Annotated in this window: 12 protein-coding genes and 1 riboswitch; of the genes, 7 read left to right on the plus strand and 5 right to left on the minus strand. The window is 74.3% G+C overall.

The features are described from left to right. Window positions 1-102 precede the first annotated feature (102 nt). A complete protein-coding gene (pcrA, locus tag ABD948_RS05450; protein ID WP_345264471.1) occupies window positions 103-2,478 on the plus strand; it encodes a DNA helicase PcrA in 2,376 nt (791 codons plus the stop codon). Between the two features lie 309 nt (window positions 2,479-2,787). On the opposite strand, the gene ABD948_RS05455 is transcribed toward pcrA, so the two are convergent. Both ABD948_RS05455 and ABD948_RS05460 read right to left on the minus strand, forming a co-directional pair. Then, on the minus strand, window positions 2,788-3,174 hold the full coding sequence (locus ABD948_RS05455) for a hypothetical protein (RefSeq protein ID WP_345263433.1): 387 nt from the start codon (window positions 3,172-3,174) through the stop codon (window positions 2,788-2,790). Window positions 3,175-3,245: 71 nt separating this feature from the next. After that, on the minus strand, window positions 3,246-4,250 hold the full coding sequence (locus tag ABD948_RS05460; RefSeq protein ID WP_345263435.1) for a M23 family metallopeptidase: 1,005 nt from the start codon (window positions 4,248-4,250) through the stop codon (window positions 3,246-3,248). A 253-nt stretch (window positions 4,251-4,503) separates the two neighbouring features. Between ABD948_RS05460 and ABD948_RS05465 the strand changes: the two genes are divergently transcribed. The 3 genes from ABD948_RS05465 (at window position 4,504) to sucD (ending at window position 7,060) form a co-directional block, all read left to right on the plus strand. Further along, window positions 4,504-4,794 (plus strand): hypothetical protein, encoded by a 291-nt coding sequence (locus ABD948_RS05465; RefSeq protein ID WP_345263437.1) that lies wholly within the window; start codon window positions 4,504-4,506, stop codon window positions 4,792-4,794. A 180-nt stretch (window positions 4,795-4,974) separates the two neighbouring features. Then, complete coding sequence (gene sucC, locus ABD948_RS05470; protein ID WP_345263439.1) at window positions 4,975-6,135, plus strand: ADP-forming succinate--CoA ligase subunit beta; 1,161 nt, start codon at window positions 4,975-4,977, stop codon at window positions 6,133-6,135. A 31-nt stretch (window positions 6,136-6,166) separates the two neighbouring features. Continuing rightward, a complete protein-coding gene (gene sucD, locus ABD948_RS05475) occupies window positions 6,167-7,060 on the plus strand; it encodes a succinate--CoA ligase subunit alpha (protein ID WP_345263441.1) in 894 nt (297 codons plus the stop codon). A 73-nt stretch (window positions 7,061-7,133) separates the two neighbouring features. Here the strand turns inward: sucD and ABD948_RS05480 are convergent, their stop codons facing one another. The 3 genes from ABD948_RS05480 to ABD948_RS05490 all read right to left on the minus strand — a co-directional run bounded on the left by ABD948_RS05480 (window position 7,134) and on the right by ABD948_RS05490 (window position 11,108). Next, on the minus strand, window positions 7,134-8,630 hold the full coding sequence (locus ABD948_RS05480; protein WP_345263443.1) for a hypothetical protein: 1,497 nt from the start codon (window positions 8,628-8,630) through the stop codon (window positions 7,134-7,136). Further along, window positions 8,623-9,135 carry an RNA polymerase sigma factor gene (locus ABD948_RS05485; RefSeq protein ID WP_345263445.1) on the minus strand — a complete coding sequence of 171 codons (513 nt, stop codon included), beginning with the start codon at window positions 9,133-9,135 and terminating at the stop codon, window positions 8,623-8,625. Before ABD948_RS05485 ends, ABD948_RS05480 begins: the two co-directional genes overlap by 8 nt. 98 nt (window positions 9,136-9,233) lie before the next feature. Next, the gene (locus ABD948_RS05490; RefSeq protein WP_345263447.1) at window positions 9,234-11,108 is read right to left on the minus strand and encodes a hypothetical protein; all 1,875 of its coding nucleotides are present in this window, start codon (window positions 11,106-11,108) and stop codon (window positions 9,234-9,236) included. Window positions 11,109-11,394: 286 nt separating this feature from the next. Here ABD948_RS05490 and ABD948_RS05495 point away from each other — a divergent pair, with 286 nt between their 5' ends. The 3 genes from ABD948_RS05495 to purH all read left to right on the plus strand — a co-directional run bounded on the left by ABD948_RS05495 (window position 11,395) and on the right by purH (window position 14,989). Continuing rightward, window positions 11,395-12,654 carry a cell division protein PerM gene (locus tag ABD948_RS05495; RefSeq protein WP_345263449.1) on the plus strand — a complete coding sequence of 420 codons (1,260 nt, stop codon included), beginning with the start codon at window positions 11,395-11,397 and terminating at the stop codon, window positions 12,652-12,654. A gap of 37 nt (window positions 12,655-12,691) precedes the next feature. After that, a complete protein-coding gene (gene purN / locus ABD948_RS05500) occupies window positions 12,692-13,321 on the plus strand; it encodes a phosphoribosylglycinamide formyltransferase (RefSeq protein ID WP_345263451.1) in 630 nt (209 codons plus the stop codon). Window positions 13,322-13,323: 2 nt separating this feature from the next. Next, a riboswitch (ZMP/ZTP riboswitch) is annotated at window positions 13,324-13,400 on the plus strand. A gap of 23 nt (window positions 13,401-13,423) precedes the next feature. Further along, window positions 13,424-14,989 (plus strand): bifunctional phosphoribosylaminoimidazolecarboxamide formyltransferase/IMP cyclohydrolase, encoded by a 1,566-nt coding sequence (purH, locus tag ABD948_RS05505; protein ID WP_345263453.1) that lies wholly within the window; start codon window positions 13,424-13,426, stop codon window positions 14,987-14,989. Window positions 14,990-15,039 lie beyond the last annotated feature (50 nt).

Here is a 15,039-nt window from a genome sequence, read left to right on the forward strand (position 1 = left end):
GACCGCCGAGACCCCCGCGACCACCCCCGCAGCGACCGCCGCGACGGGCGCCACGACGACGAGGACGACGCACCGCGGAGCCCTGCCCGGCTCACCGCCGAGATGCTGCTCGAGGGGCTCAACGAGCCACAGCGCGCCGCCGTCCAGCACGCCGGCGCGCCGCTGCTGGTGGTGGCCGGCGCGGGGTCGGGCAAGACCCGGGTGCTCACCCGGCGGATCGCGTGGCTGATCTCCGAGCGTGGGGCGCACCCCGGCTCGATCCTCGCCATCACCTTCACCAACAAGGCCGCCGCCGAGATGAAGGAGCGCGTCGAGGAGCTCGTGGGCCGCCGGGCGCGGCTGATGTGGGTGAGCACCTTCCACTCCGCCTGCGTGCGCATCCTGCGCAAGGAGATCGACAAGCTCGGCTACAAGTCCTCCTTCTCCATCTACGACGCCGCCGACCAGAAGCGGCTGATGACCCTGGTGCTCAAGGACCTCGACCTCGACCCGCGGCGCTTCCAGCCCGGGGCGGTGCTGCACTGGGTGAGCAACCACAAGAACGAGCTGCGCGACCACGAGGCGGCTGCCGCCGAGGCGTCCTCGGAGTCCGGCAACGGCGTCGACGAGGCCTACGCCCGGGCGTACACGCTCTACCAGCAGCGGCTGCGCGAGGCGAGCGCGCTCGACTTCGACGACCTGATCATGACCACCGTGCACCTGATGCAGGCCTTCCCTGAGGTGCGCGAGACCTACCGGCGCCGCTTCCGCCACGTGCTGGTCGACGAGTACCAGGACACCAACCACGCCCAGTACGCGCTGGTGCACCAGCTGTGCGCCGACTCCTTCGAGGAGCGGCCCGGGCACGAGGGGCAGGAGCGCGTCGACCCCGCCGAGCTGATGGTGGTGGGCGACGCCGACCAGTCGATCTACGCCTTCCGCGGCGCCAACATCCGCAACATCCTCGACTTCGAGCAGGACTTCCCGCAGGCCAGCTCGATCCTGCTCGAGCAGAACTACCGCAGCACCCAGACCATCCTCACCGCCGCCAACGCCGTGATCGGTCACAACCGCGGGCGCAAGGAGAAGCGGCTGTGGTCCGACGCCGGCGACGGCGACCGGATCGTCGGGTACGTGGCCGACGACGAGCACGACGAGGCGCGCTTCGTCAGCGAGGAGATCGACCGGCTCACCGACGCCGGCCAGCGCGCCGGCGACGTCGCGGTCTTCTACCGCACCAACGCCCAGTCGCGCGTCTTCGAGGAGGTGTTCATCCGCACCGGTCAGCCCTACAAGGTGGTCGGCGGGGTGCGCTTCTACGAGCGGCGCGAGGTGCGCGACGCCCTCGCCTACCTGCGGATGCTCGCCAACGCCGACGACCAGGTCTCGGTGCGACGCATCCTCAACGTGCCCAAGCGGGGGATCGGCGACCGGGCCGTGGCCTGCGTGAGCGCGCTCGCCGACCAGGAGCGGATCACCTTCTGGGAGGCGCTGCGCCGCGCCGAGCAGGCGCCCGGCATCGCCACCCGCTCGCTCACCCAGATCCGCGGCTTCGTGGCGATGGTCGAGGAGCTGCAGTCGATGGTGGCGGCCGGTGAGCGCGCCGACGTCATCCTCGAGTCGGTGCTGGCCCGCTCGGGCTACCTGGAGGAGCTCGAGGCCTCCGACGACCCGCAGGACGCCACCCGCGTCGACAACCTCGGCGAGCTGGTGGCCGTGGCGCGGGAGTTCTCCGACGACCCGGTGGCCGGGCCCTCGGCCGACCCCGCCGACGTCGACGCCGGCCTCGTGGCGCCCGGGCTGGGCGACTTCCTGGAACGGGTGGCGCTGGTGGCCGACACCGACCAGATCCCCGCCGAGCCCGACCCCGACCGACCCGAGGACAGCGGCGTCGTCACCCTCATGACGCTGCACACCGCCAAGGGCCTGGAGTTCCCCACGGTCTTCCTCACCGGTCTTGAGGACGGGATCTTCCCGCACTCACGGTCGCTGGGTGACCAGCCCGAGCTCGAGGAGGAGCGCCGGCTGGCCTACGTGGGTCTCACCCGCGCCCGCGAGCGGCTCTACGTCTCGCGCGCCGTCGTCCGCTCGGCGTGGGGAGCGCCCTCGCACAACCCGGCCTCGCGGTTCCTCGACGAGCTGCCGGTCGACCTCGTGGACTGGCGGCGCACCGAGGCCGCCCAGACGCAGTGGGGCCGCCCCGACTGGGCGAGCCGCTCCCCGGCCGCGGACTCCTCCTACGGCGGTGGTCAGCCCACGGCGGCGGGTCGTCGCAACTTCAGCGCCGCGGCCGCCCGCGCGGACGCCGCCGCCAAGGCCAAGCCCTCCCGCTCCATCCCCAGCCTGCACCCCGGTGACCGGGTGCTGCACGACTCCTTCGGCATGGGCACCGTGGTGACGCTGCAGGGGGAGGGCGACAAGCAGGTGGCCTCCATCGACTTCGGCTCCGAGGGCGTCAAGCGCCTGCTGCTCCGCTACGCCCCCGTGGAGAAGCTGTGACTCCGGCGGAGCCGCCAGCGCCCCCGCGAGGAACGAGCGGGGTCGCGTGGGCGGCGAAGGTCGAGTAAGCACCGCGGGTGAGGGACGAACCCGCGACGTGCGCATCGAGACCCCCTGACTCACCGGTGCGAGCACCGAGGCGACGATGAGCGGTCGGCTCACGGGATCTCGGAACGAACCCGCGCCGAGCGGAGCGGGGGGAGGGCCGTGGTGGAGGTCAGCAGTCGCCTCACCGGATCTCGGTACGCGCCGTCCCTCGTCCCTCGGGACAGCGCTACTCGATCACCGGAGGGCTGCTCGATCACCGGCTCACAACGCCACCCCGCAGTAGTCCACGCTGCGGTCCAGGCAGTAGGAGCGCGGCGCCACCCAGGCGGTCCCGGCGAACAGCACCCCGGCCAGCACGGGCACCAGCAGCGTCGCGGTCAACAGCCGTGCGGGCGGCAGAGCCCGCGCCGACCGCGGCAGGCACAGCGCGACGGCCGCCACCAGCAGCGCCCCCTGGGCGATCCACCCACCCACCAGCACGGCCTGGGTGACCCCGCAGGCGGCGGTGGTGCTCGTGCAGGCCGTCATGACGCCGAACCCCAGGCCCCAGGAGCCGACCGTGGCGAGCGCGAGCGCGACGACGAGGCCCAGCGCGCGGGCAAGGAGCAGCGGGACGGCGAGGGGTGCCCGGAGGGCGGTGACGGTCATGCGGCGAGCCTGCGTCCTGGCAGCGCCCGAGCGCATGAGCCCGTGGGCTCAGCCGCGTCGAGGAGGCAGCGTCAGGGGGTGACGCCGTGCACGACGAACGCCGCGTACGGGTCGACCGGGTCGCCGCCGCCGGGGCGGACCTCGACGTGCAGGTGCGAGCCGGTCACGTTGCCGGTGGTGCCGACGGTCCCGATCACCTCGCCGGCCGGGACGGTGTCGCCGACGGAGACCATGATCTCGGTCTGGTGGGCGTACCAGATCTCGGTGCCGTCCTCGAGGGTGACGACGGTCTTGTTGCCGTAGGAGCCGTCGTACCCCGTGAAGGTGACGGTGCCGGTGGCGATGTTCATGATCGGGTCGCCGGTCTCGCCGTTGAAGTCGAGGCCGGTGTGGTAGGTGGCCCACAGGCCGACCTGGCCGAAGACGGCGGTGGTGACCGACGGGTTGAGCGGCAGCACCCAGGTGTTCTCGGCGAGCTTGGCAGCCTGGTTCTCGGCGGCGGCGGCGAGCTCGCCCAGGGCGGCGTTGCGCTGGCGGGCCTGGCGCTCGGCAGCAGCCACGAGCTCGGCGTCGGCGGTCTCGGCGAGGGCCTGCCGGCTGGAGTCGCGCGAGGTGGTGCTGCGGGGCGCGAGCTCGGCGACGCGGCCGATGCCCGCGGAGCCCGAGAGGGCGCTGGCGGGGGAGTAGGAGCGCACGTCGTCGGAGCTGGCCAGCTGCGGGGCCTGCTGGGCGGAGATCACGGCGCCGCCGACGGAGATCGCGAGCACGGTCGCGCCCACGAGCACCGGGGGCGAGGGCAGGCCCTTGAAGAGGGGGCCGCGACGGCCGGCGTGCTTGACCGCGCGGCGCTTGCCCGGCACCGCGGGGCGCAGGGGCAGCGCGGCGGTGGCCTGGGTGTCCTCGAAGACGTGGGTCGCATCGACCTCGAAGACCACGGCCGCATCCTCGGTGACGACGCCCTGCTCGAGCGCGGCGGACTCGACTGCCGGCGGGGTGGGTACCGGTACGGCGTCGGTCGAGGAGCGGCCGGCGACGCGTCGTCCGACGTAGTTCTCCGAGGAGGGTCGAAGGGTCATCGAGTCCGCACGGCGAGGGCCGCGTCGGGAACCGCGATGATCAGCCACGAGGTGTCTCTCAGGTTGCCGGACAGTCGGGGTCGTGCGACCAGGTGATGGACCGGTTGCGCGACGCCGTAGGAGGCTAGCCGATACCTCCTGTCACCCGAAATCGGGTCCACGGAACCTGTGGACATCCGCCGCCGGGGCCACGACGTGACGCGCACCGCCTCGCACGGGGCCCCGCGCGCCCGGGGCTCCTAGGCTGGCTCGCATGACCGAGCCCCGCGACGCCGATGCCGACGAGGCCGCCACCCACGGCCGGCGTCGGGTCCTGCTGGCGGCGGGCGGCGAGGCCGCCGGGTCGCTGGCCCGCGAGCTGCGCGACGCCGGCCACGAGGTGGTGTGGGTCGACGTGTCCCTCGGGGCCGAGGCGCTCGTGCGGATCGCCCTGCAGGAGGACGTCGACGAGGTGCGCGTGGGGGCGCAGGCGCCCTCCGCGCTGCTGGCGGCGGTGCGGACGCGTCTGGAGACCGACGGCGCCGCCGACGTGGAGGTCCGCTAGCCGCGGAGGGCGCACGACCGGCTGCGTGACCGGCTGTCGGCCGGGTGTCGAGCCGGTATGCCGTGCATCACGTCGCGAAGGCCGCGCTCGTACTACCAGCCGGTCGCCACTAGTGTGCGCCGGGTACCCGACCCTGGCGGCCGACCGTTCGGCGCGCCCCTGCAAGGACATGGTGGACCAGTGGACCTGATGGAGTTTCAGGCGAAGGAGCTCTTCGCCAAGCACGACGTGGCGGTGACGCTCGGCATCGTGGCCAACACCCCCGCCGAGGCGCGGGCGGCGGCCGAGCAGCTCGGCGTCGTCGTGGTGAAGGCCCAGGTCAAGGCGGGCGGTCGCGGCAAGGCCGGCGGCGTCAAGCTGGCCAAGACGCCGGACGAGGCCGAGCAGCACGCCGAGGCGATCCTCGGCATGCAGATCAAGGGCCTCACCGTGAACCGCGTGCTGATCGCGCCGGCCGCGAGCATCCAGGAGGAGTACTACTTCTCCTTCCTGCTCGACCGCGCCGACCGCCAGTACCTGTGCATCGCCTCGGTCGAGGGTGGCGTGGAGATCGAGGAGGTCGCCAAGACCAACCCCGACGCCGTCAAGAAGATCGCGATCGACCCCGGCACCGGCGTCGACGAGGCCAAGGCCCGCGCGATCGTCGAGGAGGCCGCCTTCCCGGCCGAGCTCACCGAGCAGGCCGTCACCCTGGTGCAGAAGCTGTGGAAGGTCTTCGTCGAGGAGGACGCCACGCTCGTCGAGATCAACCCGCTCGCGCGCCTCGAGGGCGACGTGCTCGAGGCCCTCGACGGCAAGGTCTCGCTCGACGGCAACGCCGAGTTCCGCCACGAGGACCACCAGGCGTTCGTCATCACCGACGAGACCGACCCGCTGGAGCTCAAGGCCACCGAGAAGGGCCTGAACTACGTCAAGCTCGACGGCCAGGTGGGCATCATCGGCAACGGCGCGGGGCTCGTGATGAGCACCCTCGACGTCGTCGCCTACGCCGGCGAGGAGCACGGCGGCGTCAAGCCCGCCAACTTCCTCGACATCGGCGGGGGCGCCAACGCCCAGGTGATGGCCGACGGCCTCGACGTGATCCTCGGCGACGACCAGGTCAAGAGCGTGTTCGTCAACGTCTTCGGCGGCATCACCGCGTGCGACGAGGTGGCCAACGGCATCAAGGGCGCGCTCGAGATCCTGGGCGACCAGGCCACCAAGCCCCTCGTCGTCCGGCTGGACGGCAACAACGTCGACAAGGGCCGCGCGATCCTCGACGAGCTGAACCACCCGCTCGTCACGCAGGTCGACACCATGGACGGCGCCGCGGCCAAGGCCGCCGAGCTGGCCAACGCCTGAGTCCGGACCGGAAGAGAGAACGAGAACACCAATGTCGATCTACCTGAACAAGGACTCCAAGATCATCGTGCAGGGCATGACGGGTGGGATGGGCTCCAAGCACACCACCCTCATGCTCGAGGCCGGCTCGCAGATCGTGGGCGGCGTCAACGCCCGCAAGGCCGGCACCACCGTCGAGCTCGCCGGTCGCGAGCTGCCCGTCTTCGGCGGCGTCAAGGACGCGATGGCCGAGACCGGCGCCGACGTCTCGGTGGTCTTCGTGCCGCCGGCGTTCACCAAGGACGCCTGCATCGAGGCCATCGACGCCGGCATCGGCCTGCTCGTGGTCATCACCGAGGGCGTGCCCGTGCAGGACACCGCCGAGGTGTGGAGCTACCTGCAGAGCTCGGCCAACCACGCCGGCACCCGGATGATCGGGCCCAACTGCCCCGGCATCATCACGCCCGGCGAGTCGCTGGCCGGCATCACCCCGCACACCATCGCGGGCACCGGCCCGGTGGGCCTGGTCTCCAAGTCCGGCACGCTGACCTACCAGATGATGTACGAGCTGCGGGACTTCGGCTTCTCGACCGCCATCGGCATCGGCGGCGACCCGATCGTGGGCACCACCCACATCGACGCGCTCGCCGCGTTCGAGGCCGACCCGGACACCAAGGCGATCGTGATGATCGGCGAGATCGGCGGCGACGCCGAGGAGCGTGCCGCGGCCTACATCAAGGACAACGTCACCAAGCCGGTCGTCGGCTACGTGGCCGGCTTCACCGCCCCCGAGGGCAAGACCATGGGCCACGCCGGCGCCATCGTCTCCGGCTCGGCCGGCACCGCGCAGGCCAAGAAGGAGGCCCTCGAGGCCGTCGGCGTCAAGGTCGGCAAGACGCCGTCCGAGACCGCGGCCCTGATGCGGGAGATCCTGCAGGCCCTCTGAGCCCCGGCTCGACCACGACGCCCCGCCCGGCAGCTGCCGGGCGGGGCGTCGTCGTGCTGGCTGGTGGAGCGTGTCAGCAGCCGTCCTCGGTGAAGGCGCACATCGCCTCGACCACCTCCCCGAGCGCGGCCTGCTGGTCGCGGTAGGTGCGCCGCACCTGGTCCTCGAAGCCGGACGCCTCGGTCATCATCTGGTCGACGACGACCGCGCGGCCCAGCCGCACCACCGAGATGCTCTGCAGCCCGAGCGGGCCGGGCGCGCCCTCGGGGGTGGCCGGCAGACCCATGATCTGCAGCGCCTGGCCGCCGAGCAGGTTGGGGCGGAACTCCCAGTAGGTGAAGCCCTCCGCGGTGGGCGGGGTCTGCGGGCAGGCGGTGTAGAAGGCCTCGATGTCGGTCACGTGGTCGATGGCCCGCTGGGCGTCCTCGAACACCAGCAGCTGGCGGCTGCGGTAGTCCTCCGGGGCGTCGAGGCGTGCGGTCAGCACGGCCGTGGTGGACGGCTGCCCCAGCTGCTCGCCGCACGCGGCGACGGGGAACGCCTCGACGTCCGGCCCCGGGCCCTGCACGCTGCCGTCGCTGCCCGTGTCGGGCCAGCCCGCCGTCAGCAGGAAGTCCGCGGGCACGGTGTCGCTGCCCCCCGGCTGCTCGCCGTCGCCGTCGAGCGCGTCGCAACCGCCGCCCTGGGCGGAGCAGACGGTCTCGACCACGGGCACCAGGTCGGCGGTGTCCTCGGCGACACCCTGCTCCAGGCCGGGGCCCGGCAGGAACTCCCCGCCGGTGCTGGCGAGCACCAGCGCGCGGCCGACGCGGGTCAGCTGCCACCACTGCGCGCCCGGGGGGGTGGTGCCGTCCTGCTCGTAGGTGCGCACCAGCAGTCGCGAGTCGCCCGGCAGGCCGCCGTCGTCGACCTCCAGCAGCCAGCCGGTGCCGCCGACGTCCTGGCGCGGGCAGGTGCCGGCGTCGGCGACCACGGCGTCGAGCACCGCCGTGGCCTCCTCGACGGTCTCGTAGACCCGCACCTCGCGGGCCTCGGAGTACTCGGGGCCGCTGACCTCGGCCGTGAGTCGCTGCACCGGCTCGGCAGGCGTCTGCTCCTCGGGCTCCGTCGGCCCGGTGCTGCAGGGGGCGAGCGGGCCGACGCCGACGCCGTCGATGCCGATCTGGGCAGGGCTGCCGTCGTCGTTCGTCGACATGCCGGCGGTCAGGTCGAGCCCGTCGAGGTCGATCTGCCCGTTCGGCACCGGGTCGGCCGCGGTGGGCAGCTCGCTGGGGTCGGGGCTCGGCTCCTGGGTGGGGGTCTGGGACGGCGCGGGGGCCGGGCTCGGTGCTCCCTGCCCGCCGCCCACGACCGTCAGCGGCACGGCGATGGCCAGCACGGCGGCCGCGGCGCCGGCGGCCACCAGGCCCTGCGTGCGGCGACGGCGGCGGTCGCCCAGGCGGCGGACCTCGGCGGCGGGCAGCGGGTGCACGGCGTCCTCGTCTCCGGGGGTCTGGTCGAAGTGGGCGAGCCGGTCGATCGGGTCGCCCGGGGCGGTCGGGTCCTGCGAGTCGGGGTCGTGCTCAGGCATGATGGGCTCCTTCCGGGGTCGGACCCTCGGGCTGGTCGGTGAGGAGGGCGGCCAGTGCGGCGCGGCCACGGCTCAGGCGCGCCTTGACGGTGCCCTCGGGGGCGCCGACCTCGGCGGCGACCTCGCGCACCGGCAGGTCGGCGAGGTGGTGCAGCACCAGCGCGCGGCGCTGGTCCTCGGGCAGCTGGCGCAGGGCGGCGACCAGGGCCACGCGCGACTCGTCCGGTGGCGCGGTGGCCGCTGGAGCGGCGAGCGCCCGGTCGGCCGGGCGACGGCCCCGCACGGTGCGGCGCCACCGGCTCACGGCGAGCCGGTAGGCGGTGGTGCGCACCCAGGCCTCGGGGTGCTCGGCGCGGTCGAGCTTGCGGCGGTGGGCCCAGGCGCGCACGAACGCCTCCTGCACGCACTCCTGCGCCTCGTCCCGGTCGCCGATCATCGCGTGGACCTGGTGGGTGATCCGGCGGAACGACCCCGAGTAGAAGTCGTCGAACTCCCGCTCGTCCATGCCGGCCTCCTTCCCCTGCTGGTGGTCCGGGCCGATGCCCGGTGTCTCGTCAGGGTTACGCCTGGCGGCGGTGTCCGGTTGCAGCCGGCTGCGTGGAATTACCCGGCCCGGGCCCCGCCGCGGGCGGACAGCCGGGGCAGCCGCTCGAGAGCGCGGTCGGCGAGTGCGAGGAAGGCCTCGCGGGGCATGGAGACGTCCTGGGCGGGCACGAAGGTCAGCTGGGCGACGGCGGTGCCGCGGCGCAGGATCGCCATCCGGAAGGTCACCGAGCGCTCGTCGGAGACCTGGACGGTGACGTTCCACGCGGAGAGCGAGGTGTCACCCTCGTCGCGGGTGGCCACCTGCTCGACCTCGGTGCCGAGCCCGTCGTCGGTCTCCTCGCAGCCGGCCAGGCGCTCGCGCACCTCGGCCACGAAGGCGTCGGCCTGGCGGGCCGAGAGGATGCCGGCGGTCTCGGTGATGCCGAACTCCGCGGGCAGCCGGGCCTCGGGGACCAGGAAGGTGCGGGTGGCGGCGTCGCGCCAGGTGGCGCCGCGGTAGCGACCGGCGAAGGAGGCCTGCTCGCAGCGGGTGGCGGCCGGGTTGGTGCGGGCCTGCACGGGCTCGGTGCCCACCCAGGGGCGCTCGACGTTGCTCACCGGCGGGAGGTCGATCTCGGACAGCAGGCCGGGGGCGGGTCCCGCGGGCAGGGGCGCGGCCGGCTGCAGGCTGGCACCGGCGACGCAGGAGCCGCCCTCGGGCAGGCCGCACAGGCGGGAGACCGCGGCGCTGAGCAGACGCTGCACCGCCGCCAGGTCAGGTGCCTCGTCACTCTCCAGGCGGGTGGCGGTCGTCGTCACCAGGGCGCCGGTGCGGGCCACGCCGACCACGCTGGTGGTCACCGGTGCCTCCCACGACCGGACGGCGAAGAGCATGGCCTGGTCGCCGAGGCCGGTCACCCGGGTGGTGCTCAGCAGCTGCGTGCGCTCCTCGGCGCACGTGCCGTACCAGTCGCGGGCGGTGGTGAACGCCCGACCGGCCGCCTGCTCGGTGCGGGAGAGCTCGGCGGTCTGGACGGCGTCCAGCACCGGCTGCCCGTCGGTCTGGCTGCGGAAGGTGCGCTCCCAGGTGGCGACGCCGCGCGGGTCGGCGTACCGCTCCTGCTGGCACGGCACCACGAGGCCGTTGCCCTCGTCGTTGATGGTGGTGGAGCGCGTGGCCCAGGTGCGGCGCGCCGTGGCGGAGCGCAGCTGCTGCTGGCCGATCAGCTCGTCGGCGGTCAGGGAGATCTCGCGCGTGGGCGGCGCCTGGGAGGAGGGCGCGGTGGCAGGTGGGACGGCGTCGCGGTCCAGGTCGGCGCGCACGCCCGCGGCGTCGGTGACCAGCGTGCCGCTCACGAGCACCGCGGCCACGGCGGCCGCGGCACCCACCGTGGTGTGCACCCGGCGGCGTCGCGAGCCGGCGCGGCGCACGATCGTGGCGCGCGGCCAGCGCACCCCCTCGACCACGGCGCGCAACGGTGCCAGCCCCTCGGCGCCACCGTCCTCGGCAGCGCGGAGCCCACGCGCCGCGACGAAGGCCTCGAGGGCGCCGGCCAGCTCGCGCTCGGCCTCCTCGCGCGGGAGACCGATCTCGCGGGCGGCCTGCGGCAGCTCGAGTCCGGCCAGCGAGGTGAGCAGCAGGGCCTTGCGCTGGGTGACCGTGAGCCGGCTCAGCGCCTCGAGGGTGGCGGCGGCCGCGGCGGGCACGCCCTTCTCGCGGTGCCAGATGCGCGCGGTGTGACGGCGCTGGGCGTACTGCCAGGCGTGGGGCCGCACGCTGCTCTCGGGGTCGTCGAGGCGCTGCACCTTGCGCCAGTGGTGCCAGGCGACGACGAACGCGTCCCGCACGGCCGCGCGCGAGGCTGTCAGGTCGCCCGTCAGCGCGTAGGTCTGCAGCAGCAGCCCGGTGCGGGCGTCCTTGTAGAAGAGGTCGAAGAGGTCGGCGTCGTTCATCGCGACCGCCCACGGTACGGGAGCCGGCCGGGCCCCGACCAACCTGCGAACGCCCCCGGGAGCGTCCACGCGACCCAGGTCACGCAGCGCCGCGCCGGGGGAGGCCGCGGTCGGCCGTGGTCCTCGTGGAACTGCGGACGCACCGGGGTCCCCGGGCACGCCGCCGGGCGGGCGAAGGGGGCGTGCAGCCCGCACGTGTCCGCACGTCCACGCATCGGCCACCTCGAGGCCGTGCTCGGCGTGGGAGCCCACGAGCGCCGGGCCCGAGGGCGATGATGGCCCGACCATGACCTCACTGCTGCCCCCCGCCTCCCGCCGGCGCGGTCAGGAGACGCCGCCCACCAGCCCGTCGAGCCAGTCCAGCCCGAGCGTGCCGCGCCCGCTGGCGCTGGTGGCGGCCCTGGGAGGCGTGACGGCGGCCGCCGCGCCGCTGGTGGTCTTCCTGGGGTTCGGGGTGGTCGGCTGGTTCCTCGCCGACGGCGGCGCGCACGGTGCCCCCCGCGACGGGCTCCGGGCCGGGGCGCTGGTCTGGCTCGCCGGCCACGGCTCCGGGGTCACCGTGCAGGGTGCCGCGGTCACCGCGGTGCCGCTCGGCGTCACGCTGGTCGCCGCCTGGGCGGTGTGGCGGGTTTCCCGGCGGGTCGGTGAGCTCGTGGCGCCGCACGGTCCCGACGCGCCAGCCCTCGCCGACGGCGCCCGCGACTGGACCGTGCCGCTGGCGGGCTCCCTGTTCGCCGCCTCGTACGCCACCGTCGCCGTGCTGGCCTGCTCGGTCGCCGCCACCCCCGCGACCCAGCCCGAGCCTGCCCGGGTGCTGGTGTGGTCGCTGTCGCTGTGCCTGGCGGTGGCGCTCCCGGCGATCGCCGTGGGCGGCGGGCGCCTGGCCACCTGGGCGGCCCTGCTCCCACTGCCGGTGCGCGCCTGCCTGGCCGCGGTGCGCGCGCTGCTGCTCACCTGGTTCCTGGTCTGCGCAGTGGCGCTGGCAGCCGCCTTCCTGCTCGACCTCTCCACCGCCGCCAACATCAGCAGCCAGCTCGGCGCCGGCCCCGGCGACCTGGTCATGCTCGGCCTGCTGATGCTGCTGGCGGTGCCCAACGCGATGGCCTTCACCGGTGCCTACCTGCTCGGCCCGGGCTTCTCGCTCGGCGTGGGCACCCTGGTCACCCCCCAGGTGGCCGTCGTGGGTGCGCTGCCGCTGGTGCCGCTGCTGGCCGCTCTGCCCGACGACGGCGCCGCGCCGGGCTGGGTCGCGTGGCTCGCCGCGCTGCCGGTGCTGGTGGCGGCCCTCGCCGTCGGCCGTGCCCAGCTGCGGGTGCCGACGCTGCGCTGGGACGAGGCGCTGCTCCGCGGCTGCGGGGCGGGCGTGCTCGCGGGCGTCGTCGTGGCGGTGACCGCCGGGCTCAGCGGTGGCGCGGTCGGGCCCGGCCGGATGCGCGAGGTGGGCCCGGTGGCGCTCGACGTGCTGGTGCACGCCGTCACGGCCTTCGGGCTCGGGGGGCTGCTGGGCGCGGCCGCCGTCACCTGGTGGCAGCGCCGCTCCGCCTGAACGGCCGCACCCTCCTCACGCCGTAGACTCCCCGCCCGTGACTGACCCCGCCCGCCTGGTCGTGCTCGTCTCGGGCAGCGGTACCAACCTGCAGGCCCTGCTCGACGCCACGGCCGACCCCGCCTACGGCGCGCAGGTGGTGGCCGTCGGTGCCGACCGCGCCGGCATCGAGGGGCTGGCGCGCGCCGAGCGTGCCGGTGTGCCCACCTTCGTGCAGCGGGTCGGCGACCACCCCGACCGCGCCGCCTGGGACGCCGCCCTGGCCGACGAGGTGGCGGCACACCGTCCCGACCTGGTGGTGCTGGCCGGCTTCATGAAGCTCGTGGGGGAGGCCTTCCTGGCCCGCCACGGCGGCCGTGTGGTCAACACCCACCCGGCCCTCTCGCCGTCCTTCCCGGGGATGCACGGGCCTGCGGACGCGCTCTCGCACGGCGTCAAGGTCACCGGCTGCACCCTGTTCGTGGTCGACGCCGGCGTCGACACCGGCCCGATCGTGGCCCAGAGCGCGGTACCGGTCGAGGAGGACGACGACGTCGAAGCGCTGCACGAGCGGATCAAGGTGGCCGAGCGCGCCATGCTGGTCACGGCCGTCGGGCGGATGGCGCGCGAGGGCTTCCGGGTGGAGGGGCGCGCGGTCCGGTTCGGCAGCCCGCCCCGACTTGCCTAGACTCACGCCCAGACGACTGGCGCAGGTGGGGAACCACCAGGGAGTACGCGCGGGGCCATCGACCGCCTGGGTGGCCCGGCACCGCGACCCAGGAGACCCCTGATGACCCAGCAGACCGGCCCGTCCCACCAGATCCCCGTCCGCCGCGCCCTCGTCTCGGTCTACGACAAGACCGGGCTCGAGGAGCTGGTCCGCGGCCTGCACGAGGCCGGCGTCGCGCTGGTCTCCACCGGCGGCTCGGCCCGGCTGATCGCCGGGCTCGGCGTGCCCGTGACCCAGGTGGAGGAGCTCACCGGCTTCCCCGAGTGCCTCGACGGCCGCGTGAAGACCCTGCACCCGCGCGTGCACGCCGGCATCCTGGCCGACCGCCGCCTGGACTCCCACGTGGCGCAGCTGGCCGACCTGGGGATCGAGGCGTTCGACCTCGTGGTCGGCAACCTCTACCCCTTCCGCGAGACCGTCGCCTCGGGCGCCGGCTTCGACGAGTGCGTGGAGCAGATCGACATCGGCGGGCCCTCGATGGTGCGCGCGGCGGCCAAGAACCACCCCTCGGTCGCCATCGTCACCTCACCCGCCCGCTACGAGGAGACCCTCGCCGCGGTGCGCGACGGCGGCTTCACGCTCTCCCAGCGTCGTGGCCTGGCCGCCGAGGCGTTCGCGCACACCGCCGCCTACGACGTCGCCGTGGCCGAGTGGTTCGCCCGCCAGGAGACGCCCGAGGACTGGCCGGCCTTCGGCGGCGGCACGCTGACCCTGCGCAGCCCGCTGCGCTACGGCGAGAACCCGCACCAGCACGCCGCGCTGTACGTGAACGGCGAGGGCGGCCTGGCCGAGGCCGAGCAGCTGCACGGCAAGGAGATGTCGTACAACAACTACGTCGACACCGACGCCGCGCTGCGCGCCGCCCACGACCACGCCGAGCCCGCGGTCGCCATCATCAAGCACGCCAACCCGTGCGGCATCGCGGTCGGCGAGGACGTCGCGCAGGCCCACGCCCGCGCGCACGCCTGCGACCCCGTCTCGGCCTTCGGCGGCGTGATCGCGGTCAACCGCCCGGTCTCGGTGGCGATGGCCGAGCAGGTGGCCGAGGTGTTCACCGAGGTGATCGTCGCGCCGGACTACGAGGACGGCGCCGTCGAGGTGCTGCAGGGCAAGAAGAACATCCGCATCCTGCGCTGCGAGGCGCCCGCACCCGAGGGATTCGCGTGGGAGTACCGCCCGATCTCCGGTGGCGAGCTGGTGCAGCAGCGCGACCTCGTGGACGCCGAGGGCGACGACCCGGGCACCTGGACCCTCGCCACCGGCGAGGCGGCGACGCCCGAGGTGCTCGCCGACCTCGCCTTCGCCTGGCGCGCCTGCCGCTCGGTGAAGTCCAACGCGATCCTGCTGGCCAAGGACGGCGCCTCGGTGGGCGTGGGCATGGGGCAGGTCAACCGTGTCGACTCCTGCCGGCTCGCCGTCACCCGCGCCGGTGAGCGGGCGCAGGGCGCTGCCGCGGCCTCCGACGCCTTCTTCCCGTTCGAGGACGGCCCCCAGATCCTCATCGACGCCGGCGTGGCCGCCATCGTGCAGCCGGGCGGCTCGGTGCGCGACGAGCTGACCGTGGAGGCCTGCCGCGCCGCCGGCGTCACGATGTACTTCACCGGCACCCGCCACTTTGCCCACTGACGAGCGAAGCGAGTGAGTGGGCAACGTGGAGGAGCCGACTCGGCGGTAGC

The organism is Nocardioides nanhaiensis (genome assembly GCF_039542785.1).
Lineage (GTDB): Bacteria > Actinomycetota > Actinomycetes > Propionibacteriales > Nocardioidaceae > Nocardioides > Nocardioides nanhaiensis.

Coding starts and splice junctions, on each gene's coding strand:
- ABD948_RS05480 (WP_345263443.1), bottom strand. CDS start 8,630: ATGCCTGAGCACGACCCCGACTCGCAGGACCCGACCGCCCCGGGCGAC.
- ABD948_RS05485 (WP_345263445.1), bottom strand. CDS start 9,135: ATGGACGAGCGGGAGTTCGACGACTTCTACTCGGGGTCGTTCCGCCGG.
- pcrA (WP_345264471.1), top strand. CDS start 103: ATGCTGCTCGAGGGGCTCAACGAGCCACAGCGCGCCGCCGTCCAGCAC.
- ABD948_RS05490 (WP_345263447.1), bottom strand. CDS start 11,108: ATGAACGACGCCGACCTCTTCGACCTCTTCTACAAGGACGCCCGCACC.
- ABD948_RS05465 (WP_345263437.1), top strand. CDS start 4,504: ATGACCGAGCCCCGCGACGCCGATGCCGACGAGGCCGCCACCCACGGC.
- ABD948_RS05455 (WP_345263433.1), bottom strand. CDS start 3,174: ATGACCGTCACCGCCCTCCGGGCACCCCTCGCCGTCCCGCTGCTCCTT.
- purH (WP_345263453.1), top strand. CDS start 13,424: ATGACCCAGCAGACCGGCCCGTCCCACCAGATCCCCGTCCGCCGCGCC.
- ABD948_RS05460 (WP_345263435.1), bottom strand. CDS start 4,250: ATGACCCTTCGACCCTCCTCGGAGAACTACGTCGGACGACGCGTCGCC.
- ABD948_RS05495 (WP_345263449.1), top strand. CDS start 11,395: ATGACCTCACTGCTGCCCCCCGCCTCCCGCCGGCGCGGTCAGGAGACG.
- sucD (WP_345263441.1), top strand. CDS start 6,167: ATGTCGATCTACCTGAACAAGGACTCCAAGATCATCGTGCAGGGCATG.